15 protein-coding genes are annotated in these 16,073 nt (G+C 72.9%); 12 read left to right on the top strand and 3 right to left on the bottom strand.

What is annotated here, in order from left to right; translation table 11 throughout:
* The first annotated feature begins 209 nt into the window (after positions 1 to 209).
* The 4 genes from IM725_RS01730 to IM725_RS01715 are packed head-to-tail and all read left to right on the top strand — an operon-like array spanning position 210 to position 4,360.
* Positions 210 to 1,457, top strand: coding sequence for an EAL and HDOD domain-containing protein (locus tag IM725_RS01730; protein WP_193778836.1), 1,248 nt, complete (start codon positions 210 to 212; stop codon positions 1,455 to 1,457).
* A complete protein-coding gene (locus IM725_RS01725; protein WP_227753494.1) occupies positions 1,454 to 2,125 on the top strand; it encodes a response regulator in 672 nt (223 codons plus the stop codon). Before IM725_RS01730 ends, IM725_RS01725 begins: the two co-directional genes overlap by 4 nt.
* A 4-nt stretch (positions 2,126 to 2,129) precedes the next feature.
* The gene (locus tag IM725_RS01720) at positions 2,130 to 4,025 is read left to right on the top strand and encodes a hybrid sensor histidine kinase/response regulator (protein WP_193778835.1); all 1,896 of its coding nucleotides are present in this window, start codon (positions 2,130 to 2,132) and stop codon (positions 4,023 to 4,025) included.
* Positions 4,022 to 4,360 carry an Hpt domain-containing protein gene (locus IM725_RS01715; RefSeq protein WP_193778834.1) on the top strand — a complete coding sequence of 113 codons (339 nt, stop codon included), beginning with the start codon at positions 4,022 to 4,024 and terminating at the stop codon, positions 4,358 to 4,360. Before IM725_RS01720 ends, IM725_RS01715 begins: the two co-directional genes overlap by 4 nt.
* Positions 4,361 to 4,392: 32 nt before the next feature.
* Here the strand turns inward: IM725_RS01715 and IM725_RS01710 are convergent, their stop codons facing one another.
* On the bottom strand, positions 4,393 to 5,025 hold the full coding sequence (locus IM725_RS01710) for a response regulator (RefSeq protein ID WP_193778833.1): 633 nt from the start codon (positions 5,023 to 5,025) through the stop codon (positions 4,393 to 4,395).
* The gene (locus tag IM725_RS01705) at positions 5,022 to 6,101 is read right to left on the bottom strand and encodes a hybrid sensor histidine kinase/response regulator (RefSeq protein WP_193778832.1); all 1,080 of its coding nucleotides are present in this window, start codon (positions 6,099 to 6,101) and stop codon (positions 5,022 to 5,024) included. Before IM725_RS01705 ends, IM725_RS01710 begins: the two co-directional genes overlap by 4 nt.
* 170 nt (positions 6,102 to 6,271) lie before the next feature.
* On the opposite strand from IM725_RS01705, the gene IM725_RS01700 reads away from it, so the two are divergent.
* The 8 genes from IM725_RS01700 to IM725_RS01670 are packed head-to-tail and all read left to right on the top strand — an operon-like array spanning position 6,272 to position 15,049.
* Positions 6,272 to 6,658 (top strand): response regulator, encoded by a 387-nt coding sequence (locus IM725_RS01700; protein WP_193778831.1) that lies wholly within the window; start codon positions 6,272 to 6,274, stop codon positions 6,656 to 6,658.
* Positions 6,651 to 8,792 carry a chemotaxis protein CheA gene (locus IM725_RS01695; RefSeq protein ID WP_193778830.1) on the top strand — a complete coding sequence of 714 codons (2,142 nt, stop codon included), beginning with the start codon at positions 6,651 to 6,653 and terminating at the stop codon, positions 8,790 to 8,792. Before IM725_RS01700 ends, IM725_RS01695 begins: the two co-directional genes overlap by 8 nt.
* A 14-nt stretch (positions 8,793 to 8,806) precedes the next feature.
* Positions 8,807 to 9,334: a chemotaxis protein CheW gene (locus tag IM725_RS01690; RefSeq protein ID WP_193778829.1), complete on the top strand. Its 528-nt coding sequence runs from the start codon at positions 8,807 to 8,809 to the stop codon at positions 9,332 to 9,334.
* Position 9,335: 1 nt separating this feature from the next.
* Positions 9,336 to 10,892, top strand: a complete 1,557-nt coding sequence (locus IM725_RS01685; RefSeq protein WP_193778828.1) for a methyl-accepting chemotaxis protein — start codon at positions 9,336 to 9,338, stop codon at positions 10,890 to 10,892.
* Positions 10,893 to 10,921: 29 nt separating this feature from the next.
* Positions 10,922 to 12,496, top strand: a complete 1,575-nt coding sequence (locus tag IM725_RS20585; RefSeq protein ID WP_193778827.1) for a methyl-accepting chemotaxis protein — start codon at positions 10,922 to 10,924, stop codon at positions 12,494 to 12,496.
* Positions 12,496 to 13,341 (top strand): CheR family methyltransferase, encoded by an 846-nt coding sequence (locus tag IM725_RS20275; protein WP_227753493.1) that lies wholly within the window; start codon positions 12,496 to 12,498, stop codon positions 13,339 to 13,341. The genes IM725_RS20585 and IM725_RS20275 overlap by 1 nt, the downstream gene beginning before the upstream one ends.
* Entirely contained in the window at positions 13,338 to 13,988 is a 651-nt protein-coding gene (gene cheD, locus IM725_RS20270; protein WP_227753492.1) for a chemoreceptor glutamine deamidase CheD, read from the top strand. The genes IM725_RS20275 and cheD overlap by 4 nt, the downstream gene beginning before the upstream one ends.
* Positions 13,988 to 15,049 (top strand): protein-glutamate methylesterase/protein-glutamine glutaminase, encoded by a 1,062-nt coding sequence (locus tag IM725_RS01670; protein WP_287066849.1) that lies wholly within the window; start codon positions 13,988 to 13,990, stop codon positions 15,047 to 15,049. The genes cheD and IM725_RS01670 overlap by 1 nt, the downstream gene beginning before the upstream one ends.
* A gap of 28 nt (positions 15,050 to 15,077) precedes the next feature.
* Here the strand turns inward: IM725_RS01670 and IM725_RS01665 are convergent, their stop codons facing one another.
* Entirely contained in the window at positions 15,078 to 16,031 is a 954-nt protein-coding gene (locus IM725_RS01665) for a phosphoglycerate mutase (protein ID WP_193778826.1), read from the bottom strand.
* Between the last annotated feature and the right edge of the window lie 42 nt (positions 16,032 to 16,073).

The raw sequence follows: 16,073 nt of genomic DNA, 5'->3' as shown, positions 1-16,073 counted from the left end.
GTCGATGCACAGCTCTTCGGCGCCGGCGGGGTTTTTTGTGTCCGGGCCCGGGCGCGCCCCGCTCAAGATTCGCCCGCCGGCGCCGAAGAGCTGTGCATCGACACCCGTGCCCGGGCCGGGCCCGGCGGAAAAGCACGGCCATCCGGCCTCTTTTCGAGGCCAGCGCAGGGCAGGGGTGTTCCTAGAATGAGTTTGAGTCGGAGGAACGCATGACCCAGCCCCAGACATCGATCACGGCGCCCGAGCTGGACGCCGACGGCCTGCTCGCGCGCCAGGCCATCCTCGACGAGAAGATGTCGGTGGTGGGCTATGCGCTGCTGGACCGCTCGGGCCGTGCCCCGGGGCCGGCCCGCGATGCCGACTTCCTGATGCACGCCCTGTCGCTGGCGAGCAGCACCGCCGTCGCCGACAAGCTCACGCTGTTTCTGCGCTGCAGCCATGAAACCCTGGCCAGCCCGCACCTGGAGCTGGTGTCGCCCGAGCGGCTGGTGCTGGAGATCGCCCTGCCGCCGGCGGTGGAAGCCGAGCGCATCGCCGCCGTGGCCGCGCAGTTGAAGGCCGCGCGCGACAAGGGCTTCCGCCTCGCCTTCGACCACCAGGCCCTGGCCCCCGCCTGGGCCAGCTGGCTGGCGCATGCCTCCTTCGTGCGCCTGGACCTGGAGCGCCTGCCCGCCGGCGTGATCGAGCCGGTGCTCAAGCACGTGGCCCGGCTGGCCATGAAGAACCTCAAGGTCATCGCCTCGGGCGTGGAGACGCGCGAGCAGCACGCCAGCGCCACGGCCCTGGGCGTGCGCCTGTTCCAGGGCCAGTGGTTCGCGCGTCCGGTGCTGGTGCGCAACCAGCCGGTGCGGGCCCAGCACGCCAACATCCTGCAATTGATCCACCTGCTGCGCAACGACGGCGAGCTGGAGCAGATCGAGGAAGTGCTCAAGCGCGACCCGCTGCTCTCTCTGAACCTGCTGCGGCTGGTGAACGCAGCCTCCAACGGCCTGCGCCACGAGGTCACCTCCTTCCGCCAGGCGACCATGCTGCTGGGCCTGCAGAAGCTCACGCGCTGGGCGGCCCTCATGCTGGCGGCCAGCGGCGAGGGCGGATCGCCCGCGCTGGCCCGCATCGCCGCCACGCGCGGCCGCCTGGCCGAGCTGCTGGTGGGCGAGCGCCTGGACGAGAAGGAGCGCGACCAGGCCTTCGTGGTCGGCATCTTCTCGCTGCTGGACGCGATCACCGGCCAGCCGCTGGAGGCGGTGCTGGAGACCGTGAAGCTGCCCGGGCCGGTGAACGATGCGCTGCTGCATCGCAGCGGCCCCTTCGCGCCCTACCTGGACCTGATCGAGGCCTGCGAGTCCGCCGACGAGGAAAGCTTCGCCCGCGCCGCGCTGGTGCTGGGCCTGTCGAACCACGACGTCAACATGGCTCACCTCCAGGCCCTGGCCTGGGCCGAGAACATGCTGTCATGAGCCACGACGCCAGCGTCCACTTCCGCGACTCCGCGCTGCCCATGCACGTGCGGGTGGTGCTGGCCGACGACCACGAACTGGTGCGTACCGGCATCGGCGCCCTGCTGGGCGCGATCGACGGGGTGGAGGTGGTGGCCGAGGCCGAGGACGGCGGGGCCCTGCTGAAGCTGGTGGAGGGCCTGTTGCCCGACGTGGTCATCAGCGACCTCAGCATGCCCGGGGTGGACGGCTACGCCGCCATCGCCGAGATCCATGCCCGGCACCCCCACGTGAAGATCATCGCCCTGTCCATGCACGACACCGCCGAGGCGGTGAAGCGTGCGGTGCACAGCGGCGCCTGCGGCTACCTGCGCAAGGACGCCCAGCCCTTCGAGCTCGCGCATGCGATCCGCAGCGTGGTCACCAAGGGCAACTACTTCAGCCCGGCCATCGCCCAGGCCCTGCTGGCGCCGGCCGAACCCAGCGCCGAGGAGGAACTGACCGGGCGCCAGGTGGAGATCCTTCGCCTGCTGGCGCGCGGCCTGGCCTCCAAGCAGATCGCCTACCAGCTCGGCCTCAGTTCCAAGACGGTGGACGTGCACCGGGCCCGCATCATGGCGCGGCTGGGTGTGAACAATCTTTCCGCACTCACCCGCTATGCCTTGCGCAAGGGCCTGATCGCGGCCTGATGCCATGGGGAGTGCGCTCGCCAGGCTGGGACAGGACGACACCGGCCGTGCAGGCGGCTGGGCCGGTCCCCTGCTCGCGCTCACGGCCGACTGGGCCTGGGAGGCCGACGCCGGCCACCGCCTGACGCGGCTCGCGCGCACGGACGGCGGCCCGGGCTGCGGCCTCGCGCACTGGCTGGGCCTCGCGCCCTGGGAGCTGCCGCAGGCGGGGGACGCCGCGGCGCAGCGTGCCTGCATGGAAGGCCAGCAGGCCTTCAGCGGTTTCCAGACCTGCCACGAGGATGCCCACGGCCGCCGCGTGTGGCTGCAGTGGACCGGCACGCCCCGGCGCGCGCGCGGGCGCTTCGCCGGCTGGCGCGGCATCGCCCGCGACATCAGTGCCCAGAAGGAAGCCGAGCGCGCGCTGAACGAGAGCGAGATGCAGCTGGCGGCGGTGATCGACGCGGCCAGCGAGGCCATCCTCAGCGTGGACGAGGCCGGCTGCGTGGTGCTGTTCAACGGCGCCGCCGGCCAGATGTTCGGCTGCCCGCGCGCCGACGCGCTGGGGGCCTCGCTGGAACGCTTCGCGCCACAGGCGCTGCAGTTCATCCGCACGGTGCGCCGCCCCAGCGCCCCGGCGGCGCCCAGCCTGGTGCGCTCGCTGGCGGTGCAGGCCCAGCGCTGGAACGGCGAAGCCTTCCCGGCCGAAGTCTCGATCTCGCGCGTCGAGCACGGCGGCCGCACCTACCACTGCCTGATGCTGCGCGACCTCGCGCCCCGCCTGGCGGCGGAGGAGGCGCGCCAGGCCCTGGAGCTGCAGCTGCGCCAGTCGCAGAAGATGGAGGCCCTGGGCACCATGGCCGGCGGCATCGCGCACGACTTCAACAACATCGTCGCCGCCATCATCGGCAACGCGGCGCTGGCCAAGGCCAGCTGCGGCCTGACGCCCGGCGCGCCCTTCCTGACCGAGATCGAGAAGGCCGGCCTGCGCGCGCGCGACCTGGTGCAGCGCATCATGGCCTTCAGCCGCAAGCAGCCGGCCGTGTTCAGCACCCAGGCGCTGCAGCCGCTGGTGGAGGAGGGCGTGCAGCTGCTGCGCGCCACGCTGCCCTCGGGCATCGCGATCGAATCCAGCATGCCCGCCGAGCGCGTGCACGTGCGCGCCGACCCGACCCAGATCACGCAGGTGCTGATGAACCTGGGCACCAACGCCTGGCAGGCGCTGGGTTCCGAGCCGGGCCATATCCGCATCACCGTGGAAGCCGCCGGGCGCGAGGTGCGCCTGTCGGTGAGCGACGACGGCTGCGGCATGGACGCGGCCACCCAGTCGCGCATCTTCGAGCCCTTCTTCACCACCAAGGCCAAGGGCGAGGGCACCGGCCTGGGCCTGCCGGTGGTGCACGGCATCGTGCAGTCGCACGGCGGGCGCATCGCGGTGCACAGCGAACGCGGGCAGGGCACCACCTTCGACATCTGGCTGCCGGTGACCGCGGCGCCGGAGGCCGGTGAACCCGAGGCCGTGCCCAGTGCCGTGCAGCCGCCCGCCCAGGGCGGCGGCCGCCACGTGCTCTACCTGGACGACTACCCGGCGATGGTCTTCATGATGCGCGCCACGCTGGAGTCGCTGGGCTACCGCTTCACGGGCTTCGAATCGCCGCGCGACGCGCTGGACTGGCTGCGCCAGAACCTGGGCGAGGTGGACCTGGTGGTCACCGACCACAACATGCCGGGCGGCTCGGGGCTGGAGCTGGCCCATGCGATCCGCGCGCTGCGCCCCGGCCTGCCGGTGATCCTCGCGTCCGGCTACATCACGGACGAACTGCGCGAGGGCGCGCGCCGCGCCGGCGTCGCCGACGTGTTCGACAAGCCGCGCGGCATCGAGGAGCTGTGCGGCCTGATCGGCAAGGTGCTGGCCGCATGAGCGACTCCACCGACGCCATGCTGCGCCTGCTGGGCATGATCCCGCTGGCCGCCCAGCAGAAGATGGTGGGCCTGTACCGCGAGACGCTGGCCTCGCAGCTGGCGGCGCTGGGCCAGGCCTTGCAGGCCGAGCCGCCCACGCCCGCGGCGCAGGCGCTGGCCCACAAGATCGCGGGCTCCGCGGCCATGATGCAGGACGCCGCCCTCGCCGGCGCCGCCCGCGGCATCGAGGGCGCGCTGGTCGCGGCGGACGCCGCCCAGGCCCGGGCGCGCTGGCCGGAGGTGCAGCGCTTCGCGGCGGAGACCATGGCCGCGCTGGCGACGGCCTATCCCTGAGCGCGGGGCGGGCGCCGCGCCGGCGCCGGCGGTCAGGACACCAGCCCGTGCTGCTGCGCGTAATGCGCCAACTCGTGGTTGCTGGACATCTTCATCTTCTCCAGCAGCCGCGCCCGGTACACGCTCACGGTCTTGGGCGGCAGGTCCATGCGCGCGGCCAGTTCGGTCAGCGTGATGCCCGAGGCGACCAGCCGCAGCAGCAGCAGTTCGCGCGGCGAGAGCCGCTCGTGCGGCTGCGCGGCGGCGTCCCCGCGCGAGACGCCCTCGGCCAGGGCCGAGGCGGTGGCGCCGGAGACCCAGCGGCGGCCCAGCGCCACCGTGCGTATGGCGTCCACCAGCACCGGTGTCTCGCTGGACTTGGAGACGTAGCCCCAGGCCCCGGCGCGCAGCGCCTGCACGGCGTACGGGTCTTCGGGGTACATGGAGACCATGAGCGCGCGCGGCGGCTGGGGCCGCCCGCGCACCAGGTCCAGGATGTCGAAGCCGGAGCGGCCGTCCAGGTTGATGTCCAGCAGCAGAACGTCGAAGGGCGTGCGGTCCAGCGCCGGCTGCAGCGTGTCCCAGCCGGCGGCCTCGCCGGCGATCTCGAAGCCCTCGTCCACCAGCGCGTCGCGCATGCCGCGGCGTATCAGGGCGTGGTCGTCGACCAGGAAGAGGCGGTTCATGCGGCCTCCTGCGGCCGGGGCACGCGCAGGGCGCGGCGGTGCGTGGGCAGCCAGACCATGAGCGTGGTGCGGCCCTCGTGGCTGGAGATGTCCAGCGCGCCGCCGACGGCGAAGGCGCGCTCGGCAAGGCCGCGCAGGCCCAGCGATTCCGGCTTGCGCAGGGCCGCCGGGTCCAGGCCGCGGCCGTCGTCCGTCACCTCCAGCGACACGGCCGCCTGGCCGTGGTGCAGGCCGATGGCCACGCTGCGCGCCTGCGCATGCTTGGCGATGTTGGTCAGCGCCTCCTGGCAGGCGCGGTACAGCGCCAGCGCGATGGGCGCCTCCAGCTCGCCGCGCGGCGCGTTGTGCTCGAACTCGGTGGCCACGCCGGTGCGCTCGCGGAACTGGCGTACCAGCGATTCGATGGCGGCCGGCAGGCCCGCGTCCAGGATGGGCGGGCGCAGGTTGTGCATCAGGCGCTGGGTGGTCTCGTGCGCCTGGGCCAGGGACTGCTGGGCGCGCTGCAGCCGGGGCAGCGCGGCCGCGTCCACGTGCCGGCCCAGGCTCTCCAGGTCGAAGCGCACCGCCGTCAGCGTGCCGCCGATGTCGTCGTGGATCTCGCGCGCGATGGCCGAGCGCTCCTCGTCGATGGCCGCCTGCAGGCGGTGCGAGAGATTGCGCAGCTGCTCCTGCGACTGGGCCAGCCGGGCCTGGGTCTCGGCGCGCTCGCGCCGGGCGCGCGAGGCCTCCACGGCGTTGCGCACCGCGGTGCCCAGGCGGGCCAGGCGGCCCTTGATGAGGTAGTCGTCCGCGCCGCGCTGCATGGCGCGCACCGCCATGTCCTCGCCGATCACGCCCGAGACGATGATGAAGGGGGGCGGGCTGGGCAGCTCGCGCACGATGCGCAGGGCCTGGTGGCTGGTGAAGCCGGGCAGCCGGTGGTCCGAGATCACCAGGTCCCAGCCGCGCTGCAGGGCCTCGCGCAGCTGGGCCGCGCTTTCCACGCGCTCGGCCGTCACCGCCACGCCCTGCGACGCCAGCGTGACCAGCAGCATTTCGTAGTCGAGTTCCGAATCCTCGATGACCAGCAGGCGCACGTGCGACAACTCCTTGATGCCGGGACGATACCGGCCGGGGGCCGGCTGCAGCGCGCGAAAAGACGGGCTTTGCGCCCGCTTTCCGCCGCATCGTCCAAGCCCGGGTCTTCCCAGAATCCTCCGCATGGCCGCGGTCCGTGCGGCCGGCACTGACTTCCGGAGACCGATCCATGACATCCGTACTCGCCGTTGACGATTCCGCCTCCATGCGGGCCATGCTTGCCAGCACCTTGCGGCAGGCCGGCTACGACGTGGTCGAAGCCGTGGACGGCCTCGACGCGCTCGAGAAGCTGCAGGGGCGCCCGGTCGACGTGGTCCTCACCGACCACAACATGCCCCGCATGGACGGGGTGGAGCTGACCCGCTCCCTGCGTGGGCAGGAGAAGTTCCGCCGCCTGCCCATCCTCATTCTCACCACCGACTCGGACGACCGCACCAAGCAGGCGGGCCGCGAGGCCGGGGCCACGGGCTGGCTCGCCAAGCCCTTCGACCCGGCCCGGCTGATCGCCACCATCCGCAAGGTCGCCCCGCAGGAACAGGAGCCTGGCCATGTCTGACGGCACTTCCGATTTCGACCTGACCCAGTTCTACGGCGTCTTCTTCGAGGAAGCGGCCGAGAACCTGGAGAACTTCGAGCGCCTTCTGCTCGGCCTGGACGTGCAGGCGCCGGCCGAGGAGACGCTGCACGCGATCTTCCGCTGCGCGCACTCCGTCAAGGGCGGCGCCGCCACCTTCGGCTTCGCCAACGTGGCCGAGCTCACCCACGCGATGGAGACGCTGCTGGACCAGCTGCGCCGCCACGAGCAGCCGGCCACCACCGACATGGTGGACACGCTGCTGAAGTCGGGCGACCTGCTGCGCGCGCTGCTGCACTGCCACCAGCACGGCGGCGTGCCGCCGGACGCGGGCGAGGTGCTGCAGGCCCTGGCCGCGCACACCCAGGCGCCCGGCGGCGCCGCCAGCCACGCCCCCGCAGCCGCCCAGCCCAAGAAGGCGGCCCGGCCGCGCACGCAGAAGAAGAAGGCCGCGGCGGCCCCGCCGCCCGGCGAGCGCGAGCTGGCCATGACGGTGGGGCCGCTGGCCGACCCCTCGCTGGCCGACGACATCCTGGAGCTGTTCGGCGAGGTGGCCGGCGGCGGCACGCTGGAGCGCGTGGACGGCGCGCCCGAGAAATTCGCGCGCTTTCACCTGCGCACCAGCTCCAGCGACGCCGACATCCTGGACCTGTGCAGCTTCCACGTGCCGCGCGAGAGCATCGCGCTGGCGCCCTGGGAGGGTGAGCCGGAAGACGCAGCGCAGGAAGCCGGGCCCGCGCCTGCCATGCTGGAGGTGGCGGCCGCCGAGGTGCGCGCCGTGCAGGCACCGGCCGCGGCCCCGGCCAGCGCCCCGGTTGCGGCCCAGGCCGCCGGCGGGGGCGCGACACCGCGCACCACGCCCAGCGAGACCCTGCGCGTCTCGCTGGAGAAGGTGGACCAGCTGATCAACCTCATGGGCGAACTGGTCATCACCCAGGCCATGCTGGCGCAGAAGGCCAGCCGCCTGGACGCCCAGTCGCGCGAGCACCTGATGGCTGGCCTGTCCGACCTGGAGCGCACCACGCGCGACCTGCAGGAATCCGTGATGTCGATCCGCATGATCCCCATGTCGGACGTGTTCAACCGCTTCCCGCGCATGCTGCGCGACCTGGCCGCGCGGCTGGGCAAGCAGCTGGAGCTCAAGACGGTGGGCGAGGCCACCGAGATGGACAAGGGCCTGATCGAGAAGATCACCGACCCGCTGACCCACCTGGTGCGCAACTCGGTGGACCACGGCATCGAGCTGCCCGCCGAACGCATCGAGATGGGCAAGCCGCCGCAGGGCACGCTCACCCTGAGCGCCTGCCACGAGGGCGGCTGCATCGTGATCGAGGTGCGCGACGACGGCCGCGGCCTGGACCGCGAGCGCATCCTGGACAAGGCCCGCCGCAACGGCATGGCACTGCCCGACAACATGACCGACGGCGAGGTCTACCAGCTGATCTTCGCCCCCGGCTTCTCCACCGCCGAGGCCGTGACCGACATCTCCGGCCGCGGCGTGGGCATGGACGTGGTCCGGCGCAACATCCTGGGCCTGGGCGGCACCGTGGAGCTCGATTCCGAGCTGGGCCGCGGCACCTGCGTGCGGGTGCGCCTGCCGCTGACGCTGGCCATCATGGACGGCATGTCCGTGGGCATCGAGGACGACCTGTACCTGCTGCCACTGTCCAGCGTGGTCGAGTCCTTCCAGCCCCAGCCCGGGGCGATCCGCACCATGGCCAACCGGCACCGGGTGGTCAAGGTCCGCGAGGACCACCTCCCCGTGCTCAGCCTGGCCGAGGCCATGGGCTACGGCCCGGTGGAAGCCGTCGCCGGCGCCGCCGCGCCCATGCTGGTGCTGGTGCAGGCCGAGGGCCGCCAGGTGGCCCTGGAGGTCGAGCGCCTGGTGGGCCAGCAGCAGGTGGTGGTCAAGAACCTGGAGACCAACTACCGCAAGGTGCAGGGGGTCTCCGGCGCCACCATCATGGGCGACGGCAGCGTCGCCCTGATCCTGGACGTGGGCGCCCTGGTGCGCCGCGCGCACGACAAAAGTTCAAGTCCGGCCGCCGGCGGCCGAAGAGACGAGAGAGGCCTGGAGCCCGCCGGGACCCACGCCGCAGAACCGATCCCCGCCTGATTGAGGAGCCAACCATGGACATGACCAAAGAAGGGGCGATCATCGCCCGCCAGGACGCCAGCCGCAGCGCGGCGGCCGCCGTGAACGCCGCCGCCCGCGCCGGCGAATACCTGACCTACCGGCTCGGCAACGAGGAATACGGCGTGGACATCCAGCGCGTGCAGGAGATCCGCTCCTACGAGGCGCCCACCCGCATCCCCGGCGCCCCGTCCTTCGTCAAGGGCGTGGTCAACCTGCGCGGCGTGATCGTGCCCATCGTCGACCTGCGGCTGCGCCTGGGCGCGGCCACCGCCGAATACGACCGCTTCACCGTGGTCATCGTGCTGGCGGTGCGCCAGCGCGTGGTCGGCGTGGTGGTGGATTCGGTCTCCGACGTGCTGGACCTGGAGGCCTCGGCCATCAAGCCGCCGCCGGAGCTGTCCGGCGACGAGGGCTCCGAATTCATCACCGGCATCGGCAGCGTGGGCGAGCGCATGCTGATGCTGGTGGACATGGAGACCCTGCTGGGCTCCGCACTCGGTACGGTTCCCGAGGTGCAGTGAGATGGCGGCATCGTTGCGCCTGCGCGCCCGGCTGGCCGCGGCATTCGGTGCTGTCCTGCTGATGCTGCTCGCGGTCGCGGCGATCGCGATCCTGGAGATGCGCAGCCTGCAGGCGATCGACGCCCGCCAGGCCGCGCTGCACGCCACGCGTGCCGACGTGGCCGCCTGGGCGGCCGCGACCCGGCTCAACGTGGTCCGCGCCGTCACCCTGGCGAAGGCCGGCAGCCCGCCGTCCATCGCCCCGTGGCTGGACGCTGAAATCAAGAAGACCTCCGCGTCCATCACCGGCTTGCAGAAGCGGCTGGACGTGGCCCTGGACCTGCCGCAGCACAAGGACGTGCTGGCCGGCATGGCCGAGCGGCGCAAGGAATACCTGTCCGTGCGTGCCGCGCTGCTCAAGCGCATGGCCGACCCCCGGGACGTGGCCGCCGCGCAGGCCGAGGTGGACACGCGCCTGTCGCCACTGGCGGACGCCTACCTGGGCGAACTGGACAAGCTCGCCGCCGGCGTGGATGCGCAGGTGCAGGCCCTGGACGCCGAGCGGCTGGCCGCCGTTCAGCGCGCGCAATGGCTGCTGCCCAGCCTCACCCTGGCGGCGCTGCTGCTGGGCGCCGTGCTGGCGACCGGCGTGGCCAACGGCCTGGCCCTGCCGCTGCGCGAGGTGCAGGAGGCGGTGCGCCGCATCGCCGGGGGCGACCTGTCGCAGCCCGTGGCCGTGACGCGCAGCGATGAAGTCGGGCAGCTGCAGCAGGCGGTGGCCGGCATGCAGGACAGCCTGCGCCAGATGGTGGGCGGCATCCGCAGCGGCACCGAGGGCGTGGGCAGCGCGACCAGCCAGATCGCCTCCGGCAACCAGGACCTGTCGGCCCGCACCGAGCGCGCCGCCAGCAACCTGCAGCAGACCGCCGCGACCATGGCCCAGCTGTCGGACGCGATCCGCGAATCGGCCGGCTCGGCCAGCCGCGCCAACGAACTCGCCGCTACCGCCGCCGAGGTGGCGCGCCAGGGCGGCGACATCGTGTCCCAGGTGGTGGGCACCATGGCCGAGATCAATGCCGGCTCGGGCCGCATCTCCGAGATCACGGGCGTGATCGATTCGATCGCCTTCCAGACCAACATCCTCGCCCTCAACGCCGCGGTCGAGGCCGCGCGGGCCGGCGAGGAGGGCCGCGGCTTCGCCGTGGTGGCGCAGGAAGTGCGCAGCCTGGCCGGCCGCTGCGCCGACGCGGCGCGCGAGATCCGCGGCCTGATCGAGGAGAGCGTGCGCAAGGCCGAGACCGGCGCGCGCCTGGTCAAGGACGCGGGCGGCACCATGGCCGCGATCCAGCACAGCGTGCAGGACGTGAGCCAGGCCATCGCCGGCGTCACCGGCGCCACGGCCAGCCAGGCCACCGGCATCGGCGAGGTCACGCGCGCCGTCGCCCAGCTCGACGACATCACCCAGCAGAACGCGGCCCTGGTGGAGCAGGCTTCGGCCGCCGCCGAGAGCCTGCGCGAACAGGCCCAGTCCCTGGGTCGCCTGGTGGGCTCCTTCCGGTTGGCGCCCGGCATGGCCTGAGGCCTTACCCCCACATCCCGGTCCCTTCCATGCGCACCAACCTCCCCGTCACCGGCCGCGAGCACCGGCCCGACCCCCAGGACATCCTGGTCTCGGCCACCTCGCTGGACAGCCACATCCGCTACTGCAACCCGGCTTTCGTGCGCGCGAGCGGCTTCGAGAGCGAGGAGCTGCTGGGCCAGCCGCACAACCTGATCCGCCACCCCGACATGCCGCCGGAGGCCTTCCGCGACCTGTGGGCCACGCTGAAGGCCGGCCGGCCCTGGTCCGGCCTGATCAAGAACCGGCGCAAGGACGGCGACCACTACTGGGTGCGTGCCAACGTCACGCCCATGCTGGAGGCGGGCCGGCCGGTGGGCTACATGTCGGTGCGCTCCATCCCCTCGCGGGCCGAGGTGGAGGCCGCCGAGGCGCTGTATGCCCGCATGCGCGAGGACCAGCGCGCGGCCCGGGTCCGGCTGGCCCTGCGCGGCGGCCACGTGGTGCGTGCCGGCTGGCGCGGCCGGCTCGCCGCGCTGTCGCGGCCCGGCCTGGGCGCCTGCATGACGCTGGCCCTGGCCGCCCTGGCGGTGGCCAGCGCCGGCGTGGCCGTGCTGACCGAAGGCCGCGGGCCGCTGGCCATGGGCCTGGGCCTGGCGGCGCAGGCCGGCGCGGTGGCCGGCCTCGCGGCCTGGCTGACCCGCAGGATCACGCGGCCGCTGGCGGCCTGCACGCAGATGGCCAACCGCATGGCGGCCGGCGAACTGCGCAAGATGGCGGTGAGCGGCCGGCGCGACGGCATCGGCGAACTCGAGGGCGCGCTGGCGCAGCTGAACGTCAACCTGCAGGCCATGGTGGGCGATGTGCGCACCGCGGCCACGGACATCACCGAGGCGGCCGCCGAGATGGGGCGCGCCAGCGCCGACCTCTCGGTGCGCACCGAAGCCCAGGCCGCCAGCCTGGAGCAGACCGCAGCCGCCATCGACCAGATCGCCGCCACCGTGCGCCGCAACGCCGACAGCGCCACCAGCGCGACCCAGCAATCGGTGCGTGCGGGCGAGGTCGCCGAGCGCGGCAGCGCCGTGGTGGGGCAGGTGGTGGCCGGGATGCGCGGCATCGAAGGCGCCGCCGGCCGCATCGCCTCCATCAACAGCGTGGTGGACGGCATCGCCTTCCAGACCAACCTGCTGGCGCTGAACGCCGCCGTGGAAGCGGCCCGTGCGGGTGAGCAGGGCCGGGGCTTCGCGGTGGTGGCGCAGGAGGTGCGCGGGCTCGCCCAGCGCAGCGCCGACGCCGCGCGCCAGATCCGCGACCTGGTCGAGGAGACGCGCCGCGCCGTGGGCGAGGGCGTGGGCACCGCCGGCCACGCCGGCAAGACACTGGACGAGGTGCTGCAGGCCGCCCGCGAGGTGGGCAGCCTGGTGGAAGGCATCTCGCACGCCAGCAGCGAGCAGTCCACCGGCATCGGCGAGGTCAACGCCGCCGTGGCCCAGCTGGACGCCGCCACCCAGCAGAACGCGGCCATGGTGCAGCGCACCTCGGCGTCCGCCAGCCAGCTGGCCTCCCAGGCCGAGGGCCTGCGCGACGCGGTCAAGCTCTTCCGCGTGCTCGAGGAGACCGTCTGATGGGCGCCGCACTTCCCCAGGGCGTGGTGGCCGGCCTGCCGGGCGACCGCGACATCGCCTTCGGCGCCGACGATTTCCAGCGCGTGCGCGCGATGATCCGGGCCAAGGCCGGCATCGACCTGCACCCCGGCAAGCAGAACATGGTCTATGGCCGGCTGTCGCGCCGCCTGCGCGAGGTCGGGCTGGGCAGCTTCAAGGAATACCTGGACCGGCTGCAGCGCGAGAGCGACCCTGAATGGCAGGAGTTCATCAACTGCCTGACCACCAACCTCACGGCCTTCTTCCGCGAGTCGCACCACTTCGACCTGCTCGCGGCCGAGCTGAAGAAGGGCGGCGTGCGCCGCATCTGGTCCTGCGCGGCCTCCACCGGCGAGGAGCCCTGGAGCATCGCGATCACGGTGCAGGAAGCGCTGGGCGCCAACGCCAGCGTGACCATAGACGCCAGCGACATCGACACGCGCGTGCTGCAGGCCGCGCGCGAGGCCACCTACACCATGGAGAACGCCACGCCCCTGGGCGAGGCGCGGCTGCGCCGCTTCTTCCTGCGCGGCTCGGGGCCCAACGAGGGCAAGGTGCGGGTGCGGCCCGAAGTGCGCCGCATGGTGAACTTCAAGCCCTTCAACCTGCTGGGCGGCAACTGGCAGCTGGAGCCCTACGACGTGGTCTTCTGCCGCAACGTGATGATCTACTTCGACCGGCCCACGCAGCGCCAGGTGCTGCAGCGCCTGCACGCGGCCATGCGGCCCGGCAGCGTGCTGTACGTCGGCCATTCGGAGAATTTCTCCGAGCACCGCGACCTGTTCCAGCTGAGCGGCAAGACCGCCTACCGACGGGTCGGCCCATGAGCGCCCTGCTGCACGCGACCATGCCCGCCGAGCAGGCGCGGGCGCTCGCCGCGCTGCGCGCGCGGCCGCGGCGCGAGCACGAGGCCTCCTTCTACTTCTACGAGCCCGCCTTCGAGCGTGCGGCGGTGAAGGTGCTGCCCGGCGAGTTCTTCGTCTACGACGAGGACGTGGCCGTCAGCACCACGCTGGGCTCCTGCGTCGCGGCCTGCCTGCACGACCCGCACAGCGGCCTGGGCGGCATGAACCACTTCATGCTGCCCGACAGCGGCGACGCCTCCGCGGGCGGGCGTTTCGGCGCCTTCGCGATGGAGCTGCTGATCAACGAGCTGATGCGGCGCGGTGCGCGGCGCAGCGGCCTGCAGGCCAAGATCTTCGGCGGCGGCAGCGTGATGAAGAGCCTGGCCGGCACCCTGATCGGCGAGAAGAACGTGACGTTCGTGCGCAGCTTCCTCGCGGCCGAGAACATCCCGGTGCTGGGCAGCGACGTGCTGGAGATCTACCCGCGCAAGGTGTGCATGTTCCCGAAGAGCGGCAAGGTCATGTGCCGCCGCCTGCCGGCCACGCACCATGGTGAATTCGAGGCGCAGGAGGCGCGCTACCGGGCCCGCCTCAAGCAGGAGCGCAGCGGCGACGTGGAGTTGTTCTGATGACGATTCGAGTGGTGGTGGTGGACGATTCCGCCCTGGTGCGCAGCGTGCTCACCGACCTGATCAACCGCAGCGGGGACATGCAGGTGGTGGGCACCGCGGGCGACCCGTTCGAAGCGCGCGAGCGCATCCGCGAGCTGGACCCCGACGTGGTCACGCTGGACGTGGAGATGCCGCGCATGGACGGGCTGGAGTTCCTGGAGCGCCTGATGCGGCTGCGGCCCACGCCGGTGGTCATGGTCTCCACGCTGACCCAGCGCGGCGCGGACGTGACGCTGCGGGCGCTGGAGCTGGGCGCCGTGGACTTCGTGCCCAAGCCCAGCTTCAACCTGAAGGCCGGCCTGGACGACATGGCCCGCGACATCGTGGGCAAGCTGCGCGTGGCCGCGCGGGCCCGCGTCGGCCGCCACCTGCATGCACCGCCGCCGGCGGCGCCGGCCGGTGTGCGCAAGCCGGCGCCCGGCTCCCGGGTGTCCACCGACAAGCTGGTGGCCATAGGCGCCTCCACGGGCGGCACCGAGGCCATCCGCGAGATCCTCACGGCGCTGCCGACGACCATGCCGGGCATCGTCATCACCCAGCACATGCCGCCGGGCTTCACCGCGAGCTTCGCGGCCCGTCTCGACAGCCTCTCGCGACTGCACGTGAAGGAAGCCGTGGACGGCGAACCCGTGCTGCAGGGCCATGCCTACATCGCGCCGGGTGGACGCCACCTCTCGGTGGCCCGCCACGCGGGCGGCGGCTGGGTGACGCGCGTCGCCGACGGCGAGCCCGTCAACCGCCACAAGCCCTCGGTGGACGTGCTGTTCCGCTCGGTGGCCCAGCACGCCGGGGCCAAGGCCGTGGGCATCATGCTCACGGGCATGGGGGCCGACGGCGCCACGGCCATGCGCGTGCTGCGCGACGCCGGCGCCTGGAACCTGGTGCAGGACGAGGCCAGCTGCGTGGTCTTCGGCATGCCGCGCGAGGCGATCAACGCCGGCGCCGCCAACGAGGTGCTGCCGCTCAAGGAGATCGCGGCGCGCCTGGCCTCGCGGGTGGGCGTGACCCTGGCGGGCTGAGCCCGCGGCGGTCAGCCAGGCCCGAACCTCACAGCGCCTGCAGCGCGGACTGCACCCGGCCGCGGCCCCACGCGGCGGCCAGCCGCCCCAGCAGGCCGCGGCCGTCGCCCTGCCAGCTTCGCGCATGGCGCTCCCCGCACAGCGTCAGCGTGACGGGCTGCCCGGCGTCCAGCGACTTGAGCAGCGCGGCGCACTCGCCCGCGTCCAGCTGGCGCCAGGCGGCGGCCCAGGCCTCCCAGTCCCCCAGCATGGCGGCGTCGCGCAAGGTGTGCACGATGCGCAGGCCCGCCGGTGCCTGGGGCGCACAGCCCGGGGGCAGGGCGCCCGCGCCGCTGACCCAGAACGAATTCACCGGCAGTTGCCCGCCCGCGCTGCGCTCCTCGTTCACCGGGTGCGTGTAGAGCAGCATCTGCATCTCCTGCTGCAGCCGGCGCAGGGTGCGTGCCTCGGCCGCGCGCGGCAGCCAGGCGTCCACCCGGTTGCCGATGACGCGGTCCAGCGAGGCGCTGGCCAGGCCGCGGAACACCTCGCCCTCGGCCAGCCACTGCGTGGGCGCCTCGTAGCGCACCTGCAGCCCGTCCTCGGCGAAGTAGGGCTGCATGGCGGCCAGCAGGGCCTGCGATTCGGCGGGCGTGAGCGCCATCGCCCGGGGATGGCCCATGGCGATGTGGTCCTGCGCGACCTGCCAGTGGCAGGGCGTGAGCCAGGCCCAGGCGGCGTCGCCGGGGTTCTCCCCGGCCTGGCGCGCCTGCCAGGCGGCGAAGGGGATGTGGCCGTCCTCGGCCGGCAGGCCGCAGGCGCGCGCCAGCACCCGCTCGTGGGGCAGGCACAGGTCGGTCGCGGCACCGGCCTCCAGCGGGCCGGGCGACAGCCGCGCGAGCAGCTTTTCGAGGTGGGGGAGGCTGAGCCCGGCGCGGGCCCGGGCACAGGCCTCGCCGTTGGCGGTGGCGAGCGGTACGAGCAACTGGACAGTGTCCGACATGGGCTTATTGTCCGGGATGCCACAATCCGGGGCTGGACCCCG

The sequence above is a fragment of the Ramlibacter aquaticus genome, from assembly GCF_015159745.1.
Classification (GTDB): domain Bacteria; phylum Pseudomonadota; class Gammaproteobacteria; order Burkholderiales; family Burkholderiaceae_C; genus Ramlibacter; species Ramlibacter aquaticus.
The sequence above is the reverse complement of the archived record's forward strand: the minus strand, read 5'-3'. Positions and strand labels throughout refer to the sequence as shown.